The sequence below is a fragment of the Aequorivita antarctica genome (genome assembly GCF_007997155.1).
GTDB classification, from domain to species: Bacteria; Bacteroidota; Bacteroidia; order Flavobacteriales; family Flavobacteriaceae; genus Aequorivita; species Aequorivita antarctica.
Genome location: NZ_VORT01000005.1, coordinates 25,020 through 39,303, shown reverse-complemented (window position 1 = coordinate 39,303; position 14,284 = coordinate 25,020). Strand labels below are relative to the sequence as shown.

The 14,284-nt window shown below is 36.0% G+C and carries 12 protein-coding genes; 6 read left to right on the top strand and 6 right to left on the bottom strand.

The features are described from left to right. The first annotated feature begins 179 nt into the window (after positions 1–179). The 6 genes from ESU54_RS08290 (at position 180) to ESU54_RS08265 (ending at position 4,616) form a co-directional block, all read left to right on the top strand. Positions 180–695 carry an RNA polymerase sigma factor gene (locus tag ESU54_RS08290; protein WP_394348867.1) on the top strand — a complete coding sequence of 172 codons (516 nt, stop codon included), beginning with the start codon at positions 180–182 and terminating at the stop codon, positions 693–695. 3 nt (positions 696–698) lie between these two features. Beyond that, entirely contained in the window at positions 699–1,370 is a 672-nt protein-coding gene (locus ESU54_RS08285) for a hypothetical protein (RefSeq protein WP_111844494.1), read from the top strand. 128 nt (positions 1,371–1,498) lie between these two features. Continuing rightward, positions 1,499–2,362, top strand: coding sequence for a sigma-70 family RNA polymerase sigma factor (locus ESU54_RS08280; protein WP_111844493.1), 864 nt, complete (start codon positions 1,499–1,501; stop codon positions 2,360–2,362). 124 nt (positions 2,363–2,486) lie between these two features. Further along, positions 2,487–2,936 carry a BLUF domain-containing protein gene (locus ESU54_RS08275; RefSeq protein WP_111844492.1) on the top strand — a complete coding sequence of 150 codons (450 nt, stop codon included), beginning with the start codon at positions 2,487–2,489 and terminating at the stop codon, positions 2,934–2,936. Positions 2,937–2,941: 5 nt separating this feature from the next. After that, the gene (gene rpe / locus ESU54_RS08270) at positions 2,942–3,604 is read left to right on the top strand and encodes a ribulose-phosphate 3-epimerase (protein ID WP_111844491.1); all 663 of its coding nucleotides are present in this window, start codon (positions 2,942–2,944) and stop codon (positions 3,602–3,604) included. 40 nt (positions 3,605–3,644) lie between these two features. Then, complete coding sequence (locus ESU54_RS08265) at positions 3,645–4,616, top strand: YpdA family putative bacillithiol disulfide reductase (RefSeq protein ID WP_111844490.1); 972 nt, start codon at positions 3,645–3,647, stop codon at positions 4,614–4,616. Between the two features lie 89 nt (positions 4,617–4,705). Here the strand turns inward: ESU54_RS08265 and ESU54_RS08260 are convergent, their stop codons facing one another. From ESU54_RS08260 to ESU54_RS08235, 6 genes are all read right to left on the bottom strand, one after another. Beyond that, positions 4,706–5,536, bottom strand: a complete 831-nt coding sequence (locus tag ESU54_RS08260) for a zinc-dependent peptidase (protein ID WP_111844489.1) — start codon at positions 5,534–5,536, stop codon at positions 4,706–4,708. Between the two features lie 167 nt (positions 5,537–5,703). Next, complete coding sequence (locus ESU54_RS08255) at positions 5,704–7,137, bottom strand: SusD/RagB family nutrient-binding outer membrane lipoprotein (protein WP_111844488.1); 1,434 nt, start codon at positions 7,135–7,137, stop codon at positions 5,704–5,706. Positions 7,138–7,148: 11 nt separating this feature from the next. Then, positions 7,149–10,373, bottom strand: coding sequence for a SusC/RagA family TonB-linked outer membrane protein (locus tag ESU54_RS08250; protein WP_146848102.1), 3,225 nt, complete (start codon positions 10,371–10,373; stop codon positions 7,149–7,151). 405 nt (positions 10,374–10,778) lie between these two features. Then, the gene (locus tag ESU54_RS08245; protein ID WP_111844486.1) at positions 10,779–11,312 is read right to left on the bottom strand and encodes a hypothetical protein; all 534 of its coding nucleotides are present in this window, start codon (positions 11,310–11,312) and stop codon (positions 10,779–10,781) included. 345 nt (positions 11,313–11,657) lie between these two features. Then, complete coding sequence (locus tag ESU54_RS08240) at positions 11,658–12,017, bottom strand: heavy-metal-associated domain-containing protein (protein ID WP_111844485.1); 360 nt, start codon at positions 12,015–12,017, stop codon at positions 11,658–11,660. 30 nt (positions 12,018–12,047) lie between these two features. Next, a complete protein-coding gene (locus tag ESU54_RS08235) occupies positions 12,048–14,282 on the bottom strand; it encodes a TonB-dependent receptor (RefSeq protein ID WP_111844484.1) in 2,235 nt (744 codons plus the stop codon). Positions 14,283–14,284: the final 2 nt, after the last annotated feature.

Here is a 14,284-nt window from a genome sequence, read left to right as displayed (position 1 = left end):
AGTCTACATAATGAAAATTATTAGTGCAAATGCACAAGTAGCAACTATTAATTGGCAAAATGCTATTGGGGGAAATGCACGGAAAGGTCTCCGATTTATAAAAAAAGGGAAGTATAATCGAGTTTAAAAAAATTCTTTACAAAAAATATTTGAAAGAAATCGAACTCATAAAAGCATGTATGAAAAATAACCGGACAGCTCAGAATGAGTTGTTCCGGAAGTATAAAGACACCTTATATTTCACCTCTTTGAAATACTGCCGAAATGATGCCGATGCGGAAGACAATCTGCATGACTCCTTTATAACTATTTTTCAGAAAATAAAAACCTTTAAAGGGAAAGGTTCTTTTGAAGGTTGGATGAAACGTATAACCATCTATAAGGCCATCGATAAATACAAAGCCACTAGGCCCATAAACATTGAAATAAATAACGATTTTTTTGATGAGGCAGTCGAAACTGAGGAAGAAACAGACATTTCTCTAGACCAACTTTTGAAACTTATTCAAGAACTACCAGACCAATATCGGCTTGTCTTCAACCTTTACCAAATGGATGGTTTTTCACATAAAGAAATTGCCGTGCTTTTGAATATTTCCGAAGGCACTTCAAAATCAAATTACCACCGCGCAAAGTTGATTTTACGCGATAATATTATTGAATTAAACAAATCCCTTAACCCAAAAGAACATTAAAAAATGGGACGAAAAAAAGACATAGGAACGCTTTTTGAAAAAAAGCTAAACCACGGAAAAAAGATTCCCAATAAAAGTCTTTGGGATAAAATAAACACCTCACTTGACGAAGAAAATCGCAGAAAAAAAAGAATTCTTTTTTATTGGCTAATGGGCGGAGGGCTCTTCGTTTCATTGGGCTTGTTTGTTCTTCTCGTCAATGGAAATTTTTCAGAACACAATCTTGATAACCAACAAGATAATACTCCTTTAACTGAACAATCTACTCCTCCTTCCGAAGAAAAAAACAATAGATCATCCTTTGGAAAAGAAAACAATGAAGCATCTTTTGAAGTTTCAAAACACGATTCATTAATTATAAAAAATAATGATGAAACACTTTCAAAAATAGAGGCAACCAAAGAAATTTCAGAAAAAATTGAAATTGAAAATTCCCGAAAAACGAAACAATCCAAAAAACAAACATCCTCTTATACTAAATCCAAAAAAAGCATCTCAAACAAAGAAAGTATTGATGAAACTTTTTCCGTTACTACAAAATATTATTACTATAACAGCGAGGATGGGAAACGAATAGTAACTACTGATAAAAATGAAGTAGACAGTCTAATTTCAAGAAAAAACCAATCTTTAGACTCTATAACAACCAAAAAAATAGACAGTCTCGAGCAATAGATGACAAATTCTATAGTTTAAAATATCACAGATTTAGAAAGATTTAAAAACTTTTGTAACCTTTTCTGTTTTTGTTACGTATAACAAAATACAAAAGTTTAAAACTTAATCTACAGGACATTTCTTAAATGAGACAACTTAAAATTACAAAGCAGGTAACCAACAGGGAAACTGCTTCATTAGACAAGTACCTTCAGGAAATAGGAAAAGTTGACTTAATCACCGCAGACGAAGAAGTAGAATTGGCACAGCGCATTAAAGCGGGTGACCAAAGCGCTTTGGAAAAATTGACCAAAGCCAACCTGCGTTTCGTTGTTTCGGTGGCAAAGCAATACCAAAACCAAGGCCTTACCCTTCCAGATCTTATCAATGAAGGAAATCTTGGCCTTATTAAAGCCGCACAGCGTTTTGACGAGACACGTGGTTTTAAATTTATTTCCTACGCAGTTTGGTGGATTCGCCAATCTATTTTGCAAGCTTTGGCAGAGCAATCACGTATTGTTCGTTTGCCGTTGAACAAGATTGGAAGCATCAACAAGATAAATAAAATGTACGCTTATCTGGAACAAGCCAATGAGCGCCCACCTTCCGCTGAGGAAATCGCGAAAGAGCTGGATATGACCATCAACGATGTAAAAGAGTCCATGAAAAACTCGGGCCGTCACGTATCGATGGATGCACCGCTTGTTGAAGGGGAAGACAGTAACCTTTACGACGTTTTGCGAAGTGGCGAAAGTCCGAACCCAGACCGTGCTTTGTTGCACGAATCACTTAGAACTGAAATCGAGAGAGCTTTGGAAACCCTTACTCCTCGTGAAGCAGACGTTATCCGTTTGTACTTCGGTCTTGGCGATCAACATCCAATGACTTTGGAAGAAATAGGTGAAACATTTGATCTTACACGTGAACGCGTGCGTCAAATTAAAGAGAAGGCAATACGAAGACTTAAGCATACTTCGCGAAGTAAAATATTGATGACTTATCTGGGATAGCTTCAACGTCGCTCAGCTACCGTTTCCGGTCATTAAGCGTAATCGAACTAGCAAAACCCATAAAGATAACTTACAGTATCAGTTTTTCAGTTAGCCTGAAAAATTACTGTTCGTTTTTTGATTGATGAATGACCTCCGGCTGATTACCGGAGGTTTTTTCTATCTTTACAGCAGCATGGAATACACTATCTGTTATTTAAGCAAACAAGCCGAAGTTCTGAAAGACTCAGAGCTGGAAGATTTGTTTAAATATATTTTAGAAATAAATCCAACTTTGAATATTACCGGAGCACTTCTCCACAACAATGATTTTTTTCTACAAGTACTAGAAGGCGATAAAGAAACCATAAAGAAACTCTTTGATAAAATTCGAAAAGATAAAAGACACAAGAATATCTTGATGATTTTGAATCAAAAAATTGAAAATCGAATTTTTAACAATTACGATGCAAATTTTAGCATTATGAAAACCAAAGCCGATATTGAAAGATTGAATATATATCTTTCACATTACGATTTTGAAAACAAGTATCCAAAAAATATAAAAACACTTATCGAACCTTTCTTACTATAAGCTACATGAAACATACAATTATAGCCCCATCTATTCTTGCCGCAGATTTCGCAAACCTTCAGCGCGATATTGAAATGATCAACAATAGTGAAGCCGATTGGTTTCACCTTGACGTTATGGACGGTGTCTTTGTGCCAAATATCTCTTTCGGAATGCCAGTGATTAAAAGCATTGCGGCCTATGCCAAAAAACCATTGGATGTTCATTTAATGATTATTGATCCTGATCGCTACATTAAGGCGTTTGCAGATTTGGGGGCGAATATACTTTCGGTTCATTTTGAAGCTTGCACCCATCTTCACCGCACTCTTCAAGGAATAAAGGCGGAAGGAATGCAGGCGGGAGTTGCTATTAATCCACACACTAATGTTTCGCTGCTTGAAGACACCATCAATGATATTGATTTGGCATGTATGATGAGCGTTAACCCAGGTTTTGGCGGGCAGAGTTTTATTGAAAACACCTATAAAAAAGTAAAACAACTTCGAAAAATTATCGAGGCCAACGGTGCTTCTACCAAAATTGAGATTGACGGTGGTGTAACCAATAAAAACGCTAAACAACTTGTTGATGCCGGCGCGGATGTTTTGGTAGCTGGCAGTTATGTTTTTGGCGCGAGCAATCCAACACAAACCATTCAGGAGTTAAAGAAACTAACAACAATTTAAATTGAAATGGAGTTCTTGAGACTCCTTCGCTACACTCGGAATGACAGCTATTAAAGATGTTTTAATTATCGGTGCAGGACCCATAGGTATTGCCTGTGCCCTTGAATGCAAGAAGAAAGGCTTAGACTACATAGTAATAGAAAAAGGAACGCTTACCAATTCCCTATACAATTATCCGCTAAACATGACCTTTTTCTCCACTTCTGAAAAATTGGAGATTGATGATATTCCTTTCATAAGCAATAATCCCAAGCCTACACGTAATGAAGCATTGGAATATTATCGGCGTGTAGCCACTTCTAATAATCTTTATATTAATTTATATGAAAGGATTAATTCTATAAAAAAAGTCGGTAATCATTTTGAAATTACTTCTGATAAAAAAAAATACAGAAGTGAAAATGTAATTATAAGTACAGGATTTTACGATATTCCAAAAACGCTGAACGTTCCCGGAGAATCATTGCCAAAAGTAATGCACTATTACAAAGAAGCACATCCATTCATAACACAAAAGGTTATTGTGGTTGGTGCGAGTAATTCAGCTGTTGATGCCGCTTTGGAAATATGGCGCAAAGGCGGCGATGTAACCATGGTTGTTCGTGGCCCAGAAATTGGAGAACGTGTAAAATACTGGGTAAAACCAGATATTGAAAACCGAATTAAAGAGGGAAGCATCAAGGCCTTTTTCAATTCAAAAATTATTGAAATAACTGAAACTGAAGCAACGATCAAAACGCAAAAAGGCAACCAAACTATTCAAAATGATTTTGTAGTTGCACTAACAGGCTACAAACCAGATTTTCATTTTTTAAAGGAGTTAGGAATCCACTTTTCGGAAGATGGAAATCATATCCCTGAATACAATTCCAAAACGATGGAAACTAACATACAAGGATTATACTTGGCTGGGGTTATTTGTGGCGGAATGGAAACCCATAAATGGTTTATTGAAAACTCGCGAGTGCACGCTCCGTTGATTATAGAAAACATCCTGTCTTCTAAAAAATAAATTCGAGATTCGAAAATATCCCCCAAACTCCTTCAAATGAGTAATTGTTGAACTAGAATTATTAAATTATATCTATAATTTGACTAATATCACTCAAAATTAAAGTTTAACAGCTTTTTTGTATAATTATATAGTTTTGGGAATATTGCTTCAAAATCCTTTGGTGACTCAAAAAAATATTCCGCAAGTACTGCCATAAATTCGTATTGATTTGTAAAAGCATATGATCTAAAGAATTTGGTTTTGTCCAACTGGTCTTTCACTTCTTGCTTTGTCAATTGTTTTAAAATATTTTGAAATTGTTTTGAAAAACGAATAGAATCCAAGTCTCTGCTACTCATGGATTCCAACTGCATAGCGTGCATAAATTCATGAATTCCTAAATTAAAATTATCGTTGTTTATTTGAAAACCCTCTTCAAAATCTTTCCAAGAAAGGACTAATGCTCTTTCTTTTGGATTGAATTCTCCTTTATGAAAATTTTGGTTTACGGTGCTATAAAATTCTGAAGGATAAACAAGTATAAAATCGATCAAAGGATATAAATAGTTTTTTCTTCCAAAGCTCAGCATACAAGCTGTGGCAGTAATTAAAACCTCCATTTGTTCTGTAATCACCAAATCAGTTCTTCCAATAAATTTTTTTTCAGAAATAAATTTGACCATTCTATGTTCGAATTGTTTTTTATGTTTTTTAGAAAGTTTGCTATAAAAAACAAATTGATTTTGAAGAATAACTTCTTGCGAAGCAGTCAATTTTTTATACACAAAATAATGTCTATAAAGTGGTCTATCATAAATTGAGGCATACCAATTTTCAAAAACACGAAACAGAAAAAAACTAAAACCCAGCAGCACGATACCATAAGCATAAGGAGCAAGCCAAGGAGCGTATGGTTCAGATATGAGAGTTAAATACATGTGGGAAAAGAATTAATAGTTGCAATTTATTGGTTGCAATAAATATAACGCTTTTGAAAATGCTTTATTTCTATTACTATTTTGATGCAAAAAAAAAGGGCAAAAAAAATCCCCGGCATTTCTGCCGAGGATTTAATAATCAATTATTAATTTTCAAAGATTTTATCTTAAAAGCCCCAAGTGTTATCAAACTTGTCCCAGAAAAGTCTAGTTTCCGTTACATCACCACCAATTGCACTAGCGGCTTCTTCATAATTAGTTGGGTTTAGGTTAATCTCGCTAACAGGATAAGGATAGCGTACAGGATACCCAGACTCAGCACCGATTGGTTCAACTAAAACTGGAAAGTCTAAACGTCTAACAGATAGCCAAGAAGCAAAAGTTCTGTTATAATTTGCTAACCAAGCTTGAGTACCAATAGATTCTCTCCAAGCTCCACTGTTATAAACAACAGCAGGATTGGCAAGATAACCAGCAAGGCCATCTGCACCCCAGAAATCAAAAGAAGCAGTTATACCAGCTACGTAATGGCTTTCAGCACTACCACCTACATTAAATTCTCTTGCAGCAGCTTCGGCTAACAAAAATTCAGTTTCAGCGTATTGTAGGAACCAACCAGGATAATCGCCACCCAAAATAGATGGAGTTACGTGGCTATAATCTGAATAAACAGTTTGGTCACCAATTACACCCCCTATATATTCTCCATTTACATCAGTAAAAAATGAACCTCTACGTGGGTCTTCTAGTATATTCATTAAATCAATAATAGTTTTACCAGCAACGTAATCATTACGGTTACTTAAAACCAAGTTATTATTTAATGGATTACCGTTTGGTGGAGCAGTATATGCATATCCAGCATCATCGGCATTGCTAGTGAATATTCCAGAAGCAACAGCAGATTCCACAGCTGCTTTCGCAGTTGCAGCATCAGCATCAGCAAGAATAATACCCATTCTTAATTTAAGTGTATTTGCAAACTTCTTCCATGAAGCCACATCACCTGAATAGATTTTTTCTTCATCACCAGAAAAACTTCCTTTGCTAGTATCCATAGAATTAATAGCAGCTGTCAAGCGAACAATCAAATCTTTGTAAATGGTTATACCATCGTCATACTTAGGCAATAAATTTTCAATATCCAAAGCTTCAGAATAGGGAACATTACCATAGGTTTCAACCAAATTGCTCCAAGCGTAAACATTCATAACCTCGATAATAGCCAATTTATTTGGTTTTAATGGGTTTGTAATGTCGTTATCAGTAGCAGTTATGTTTATGCTCGCTTCCTTAAGATCTCTCAACACATCCCTGTACATTTCTCTCCAGTGGTTATCTGGAATAGGACGAGTTGATTGATCATAGTTACTTTCATCAGGATAAGTAGTTTCCTGCCAATGTTGTACCCACAATCTAGTATTGTTAAGGTTTACGTTTGGCGTGGTAATTTGATCAGCAAGCTGCTTTTGGGCAGAAGCGAATAAACTCTCACCACTAACTGCTGTAGGGTCCTTTATATTCTGATTCAGATCCTCTAAGTTGTCTGAACAGGAGACGGCGAAAACTGCCGCTGTTAATATTAAAATCAGTTTCTTCATTTTTCTATATATTAAAATTGTGCTTTAATGTTAAACCCGTAATCTTGGGTAGTTGGCAATGAACCTGTAATATATCCTTGAGAGTTACCTGAGCTCAATCCAGATTCTGGATCGGCATAAGGTGTATTTTTATCAATGATCCAAAGGTTTGAGCCAGTTACTGTAAACTGAAGGCCTGTCATAAATGTATTTTCAAGTAATTTTGAAGGCAGCGTATAGCTTAGAGAGGCTTGGCGTAACTTAACATAGCTAGCATCATACACAAATTCGGATTGTGGATAAGCTGCATAACCAAATTGACCAAATTCTGAAGCATCTACTCTCTTGGTGTTTGGAGTGCCATCTTCAAGAACTCCTGGATTTATAAAACCACCACCATTCTCAATAGTATTTCTTACAGGGAATCCTAAATCATTTATGTAATCAGTATCAGCATATATACCAGTAGCCTGTCCGTAATATTGATCCAATGAGAACAAAGATCCTCCTTGTTGAACATCTATCAAAAAGCTAAATGACCAAGACTTATAATTAACAGTATTGGTAACACCCATTAACCAATCTGGGTTGGTATCTCCAATTACTTCATTAGGTCCTGTTTTCAAATATCTTCCATTGGCTCCAACTACTCTATCTCCATTATCGTTGTAAACATAATCAGCTCCATAAATTACTCCGTAAGGTTGTCCTGGCACTGCATTAATTTTTACACCACCTTGATAACTAGCCAACTGGAATACCTCTACACCTTCAGGAAGTGCAATAACCTCACTCTTATTTTGGGTAAAGTTAGCGTTAAGCATCCAACTGAAATTATCAGTTTTTACTGGAGTAGCGTTCAAAGATATTTCAATACCCTTGTTTTCTATTTCACCTGCGTTCAATAACTTTCTAGATTGACCAGTTGCTTCAGAGATTGGAACTTCTACAATTTGGTCAAGTGAATTTGTTTTGTAGTAAGAAAAATCAAAACCAACACGATTATTAACAAAACGCATTTCAAGACCTGCTTCATAACTTTTAGTACGTTCAGGCTTTAAAAATGGGTTGTTAGCAGTACTAGGTACAGAAGTCCCAGTATCTATGTTAATATCAAAAGTATTAAACAATTTATCAAATTCTGGGCCATTACCTACTTCAGCGTAGTTAACCCTTAATTTACCAAAAGATATAGCATTTACGTTAATCAATTTACTAAATACAAAACTGGTAGAAACAGATGGATAATAGAATGAACTATCATCTACAGGAAGTGTTGAGAAATGGTCTCTACGTATTGTTCCGTCTACATAAACAACATTTCCAAAACCAAGAGATGCACTTGCGTAAACACCATCTACACCAACTTTCTGAGCTTTTTCTTGAGATTTTGGAATATCATCCCTTGAATTCTGAATTGAATAAAGGCCTGGAACCACCAATCCACCAGCGGTAGAGTTAGCTATAGAATTAAATTCGTTTCTTCTAATGTTTGTTCCCAAAATACCAGCTATACTTATGCTTTCAGAAATATCAGCATCAAAGTTGAACATTAAATCATAATTGGTTTCACTAACAGTCAAATCACGTCTTAAGTATCCAGAACCTGCATTAGGTCGAGCTACTCCTGCTGGCGCTATACCAAAACTTGTAGGTACAGACCCAACGGCTCTGCGTTCTTCCTGCTGCTCGTTATAAGTATCTGTTGATACTCTACCAGTAACATTTACCCAATCAGCAAGTTTGTAATTTAGCTCAAAGTTACCTAAGAAACGACTTCTACCATCATTTTGATAGTTTTCGTAACGTGTCCAATATGGGTTGTCCCAATATATTGGACTAGTACCAGGTGTAGAAGAACCTGGGTTCCATCCAATGTTTCTTTTAGTTTGATTGTATATATCCCATTGTTGTTTAATATCTACGTTGGTTTGCCACCATTGCTTGAAGTTACCAACTACGTTATCGTTGTAACCAGTTGAGTTACGTCCCAAAGCATCAGTTTTAATATAATTAGCAAACGCACTGGCTGTCATTTTTTCTGAAAGATCGTAAGTTCCAGTAAAAATAAAGTTATGTCTATCTATTTGACTGTTTGGCAATAAACCAGATTGATCCAATTTGCTATAAGACATACGATATGAACCATTCTCAAAACCATTGGAGATGGAAATAGAGTTCGTAAGTGTTATAGGTGTTTCAAAGAATGTAATTGCTCCATTTGGAGAATTTACCCAAGGAGTTCTCTTAAGATAGTTTGGCGATGCCGGATCAAATGAATCCCACTGATAAATTAATTGACCATTGTATGAAGGACCATAAGAAGCATCATCAAGGTAATTGGAAACCACATCGTCAATACCATCACCATCAATATCCTCAGAAGTAAAAGCCTCTCCACCATAACCCGCTCCGTAGCCAGTCTGATAATCAGAAAAGGTGCTTTTATCAACAAATCCTACTTGCGCATTAGAGTTAATAGTAACGCCCAATCCTTTTGATTTTTTACCTTTTTTGGTTGTAATAATAATCACACCACTTGCGGCACGAGAACCATAAAGTGCAGATGCAGCAGCACCTTTAAGTACGTTCACAGACTCAATATCGTCCGGATTAATATCTGCAGCAGCATTACCATAATCATAATAGTTATCTCCAGACGAGTTTTTTTGACTGGCATCATTGGTATTTCTATTACTAATAGGCACTCCATCCACAACAAATAATGCTTGGTTGTCACCCGTTAAAGAAGTAATACCTCTAATAACTACGTTGGTAGAACCACCAAAGTTGTTGTTTCTTCTAATTTGAAGACCTGCAACCTTACCGGAAAGTCCGTTTGTAAAGTTATTTGTCTTTACAGTAGCTAAATCTTCTCCAGCTACTTGCTGCGTAGAATAACCCAATGATTGTTTTTCACGGGAAATACCTAGTGCAGTTACTACCACTTCGTCCAGAACTGATCCGGCTTGCATAGTAATATTGATCTTATTTGAAGCCCCAACAGCAATCTCTTGGGTATCAAAACCTACATAACTATAAACAAGCGTCTGTCCAACAGCAGCCCCAATGGTATAGTTACCATCAAAATCTGATTGCGTTCCAGTACTAGTACCTTTTATAATTATGTTAACTCCTGGAAGCGGCAGACCTGTGTCATCGGCCACCGTTCCGGAAATCGTTTTTTCCTGTGCAAAAGCGAGCTGCACAATCAACACTAACAAAAGTGTTAAAATTCCACTAAACTTTGTTTTCATTTTTTTGTTTGTTTGAATTAGCACCCCAAAAGTGCCAATAAAATCTTACAATTCCAACTTTTAATGAAAGTAGATTATGAAAATTTTATCAAAAAGTTATTTTAAAACTTCCCTTTTGTCGGAAATTTTAACTTAAAATTTTGCAAAGCCTTGGTTTTCTTGTGTTTTCGGAAGGCGAGCTATAGAGAAGCTACTGAAATGAGTTTGCAAAAAAACTTTAAAAAAATTTCAAACACTTTATGAACAATTCCTCCAACTTCACAAATAATGCCGTTTTTGAGCATTTTGAAGTTTCCACAGAAGAAAGAAATTTCTTATAAAGATTGGTTTTTAGAAAGGAAACCAAGTATTTTAAAAAAGCGCTAAATTTAAGATGCCCACTCCTTAATATAATTAGTCGAATTGTTATTTCGTAGTGCTTTCCCCTTTAAATTGCTGTGAAGTGCTTTTAAATAGCACATTGAAGGTCGTTAAACTTCCGTAGCAGCGTGTTAAATATTGCTGAAGATCTATTTTATCTTGTTCTGCCAGTTCTTTACTAGAATTTATTTTTTGTTCCATCACCCGAAGCCGGTCGCGTAACATCACTATTTTATGAAAAAAAGTATCAATAGGAATTTCCTTTGAAACCAAATTTTTATCCAGCGGTTGTAAAACCATCATGCCACCCTTCCATTTATCTGCAATTGGAACTATTTCACTGAACCCGTTCCATTTTTTAAGAATATCGCGAAGGCTTTTTTCAACTTCGTAAAAGCTTACACTATCCACCTCATCTTCCGAGGCTTCAATTATTTCAAAATCATCGTCCGTAGGAATGGTTTCAAGCCCATTTTCAATAAAAGTTACCCAATACATTTTTGAGGTAACATTGGTAACAACTCCTTTTCCATATTTGGGGTGATCTATTCGAGAACCTATTCCTAAAATTTGTTTCATCTATTTGCGGTTTGAAGGGGTGTAAAAATATAAAATTATGATGGAAATATACCTCTAATTCAAATTTACCCAGAATGAAAAAACCATCCTTCTTTCGAGGGATGGTTTCTTAAGGTCTTCCAATAAATAAATCGCAGACTACTTCTTCTTAGGAGCAGTTAGCGAAGCCTTTTTGTTATCCTGCTTTTTGGCTTGTGGTCCTTTTGCAGGTTGCGGCTTTTTACTTTGCTGTTTTTCTGGCATAACAATTATTTTTTTTAATTAACAATATAAAGGTAAAAAGAGCTGCTGTTAAATTATTCTTTCATTAGCTAAAATTTAACAATCGTTTTTTTTTGAGAAAAATCAATCGTTCTTATGGTCATCAATCACTTCCTGATCCCGATACCTACAGCATGGATCTATATTTTCATAAACCTCATCTTTAGCTTTTATATCTTGAGTGTCATGACCACTGTCTGCAATGCTTTGTTGAATTTTCGTCAAATCGGTTTTTCCTTCATTGTATATCAAATTCAATTGATGGGTACTAACATCCCAAGTAGCTGACTTTACACCTTTTGCTTGAATGGATGCTTTTTCAATTCGTTCTTTACACATACCGCAAACACCGTTTACTTCTATGGTTGCTTTTGCATTTTTGTTTTGCGCAAAACCTGTTGCTCCAATTAGTAGTATTCCTAAAATTACAATCACATTTTTCATAAATATCATTTTAAAGTTTTAATGTTTAAATTAATTAAGGCTATAACGTAAACCTGCGTAATAAGAACTTCCAAAAATGGGCCCATAAACATAGGTTGTGTCAAAAGTTGTTCCAAAGGGGTTATCGCTTCCCACAATTGGGTTTAACTGTGAAACACTTGTAATGTTCTCACCGCCAACATAGATTTCAAAATTAGGCGAAAAAACTTTAGTAATCTGTGCATTTAAGGTGGAAACTGAAGGCGAAAATTCAGAAAGACCAATCGTATTCAAGTAGCTTTCATTGGAAGCAAACCGCTGCTCACCCAAATAATTGAAAGTTGCATCAAACTTCCAGTTGCCTCCTTTTCTGCTTTTATGGGTTTCATAGGAAGCATTTGCAAAAAAGCGATGGTTCGGCGTTAAAGGGGTTTGCTTTTTTCCGCTTAAATAAGTTGTTTCCACATCGTAATATTTGTAAGCCAACCGCATATCGAAATGTTCAAAAGCATTATAATTGAATTCCACTTGATAATTATTAGAATAACTTTCACCCTCCAAATTATAAAAATTTATTTCCGAAGGGTTTTCCCCATCCACAACAATTTGGTTCACAAAATCGGTTCTGTAAAAATCGAAAGTGATATCTGCTTTTCTACTGAATAGATTGAAGCCCTGCATATAGGAAACTCCATAATTCCAAGCAATTTCTGGATCGAGACCATAAATTTTTCCGCCATTACCAAGAATATTCAAGTTGCGTGAAGAGGCAAATAAACTTTGGTTTTCAGCAAAAATATTCGCACTTCGCTTTCCTCTTCCAGCCGAAATCCGAAAAGCCGATTTGTCCCAAGGCGTATAGCGCAAATGGAAGCGCGGCGTTAAGAAAGTCCCCAATGTGTTGTGAACATCGGCGCGAATTCCCGCACTAAAATTTAAATTGCCCAAATTGTCAAAGTTGTATTCAAAAAACGCTCCCACTGAATTTTCAACCCGGTTGAAATTTTCAGTCAAAACCAATTCGTCATAACCGTCATAAGTAGCGCTAAGCCCCGTTTTAATTTTGTGACGCGAATCGCTGATTATTGAATTGTAAAGCAAATTAGCATACAAACTGTTATGTTGAATATTGTAATCATTCAACCCAAAATAAGATTCTTGATTGTGATGGCTATATGCAAGTTGCAATCCTCCGGTTCGCCAAGGAATATCAGGATTTACAAATCCAAATTTCCCCGAAACATCAAACCTTTGGGTTTTTATCTCACTTCCCCATGCATTCGTGGTTCCACGGTCTTTATCTGGATCATAAAATATTTGGCCAGTCTGCTTTTCATCGTTTAAATACCTAACATTGAAAAAACCCACATAGCCGTTTTCCTGATCTGTGTATTGCCAGCGATTCATTATGTTCACTTGTTTCATCAATGGGGCATCGAGAAAGGAATCATTGTTTTTGTCAAATTCCGTTTCACGCATATTTCCGTGAATATAGAGACCTGTACTCCATCGCTCACTAACTTTTGTGTTGAGATGCGTATTCAACTCAAAACGTCCATTACCTGCACCGTAAGCGTTTACAAAGAGCTTAGCGTCAGTAGTGGGTTTTTGTAATTCGGCATTAATTTGTCCTGCAATACTTTCGTAGCCATTGACAACACTTCCTGCTCCTTTGGTAATTTGAATACTTTCCACCCAAGTTCCCGGAATAAAACTCAAACCATACGCTTGCGAAGCTCCGCGAATGCTCGGCACATTTTCAGTCGTAATCAAAATATACGGACTTGTAAGCCCAAGCATTTTAATTTGTTTGGTTCCCGAAATAGCATCGGCAAAATTCACGTCAATTGACGGATTTGTTTCAAAGCTTTCAGCCAAATTACAGCAAGCCGCTTTCAAAAGTTCGGCGCTACTTACGTTTAAAACATTCGCTGATTGGATGAAAGAACGCGACGAAGCCTTCTGCCTTGCAGTAACTGTAACCTCATCAAGATTTGCTTTAGATTTTAAGGAATGTGTTATTCGTTTCGAAGAATTTACCGTAATGGTATCGGTCTTATAGCCCACAAAACTGATCACCAGCTTTTTGTATTCCGGTTTATAGGAAATTTCAAAATTACCATCAAAATCGGTTACTGCTCCCACCGACGTATTCAACCAATAAACATTTGCGCCACCAAGCGGTACTTCTTCATTATTGACATTTTCAGTAATATGCCCCGTTATTTTTTCCTGTGAAAACACACAGAGCGGAAGTATAAAAAGTATGTATAGTAGATTTTTCATTT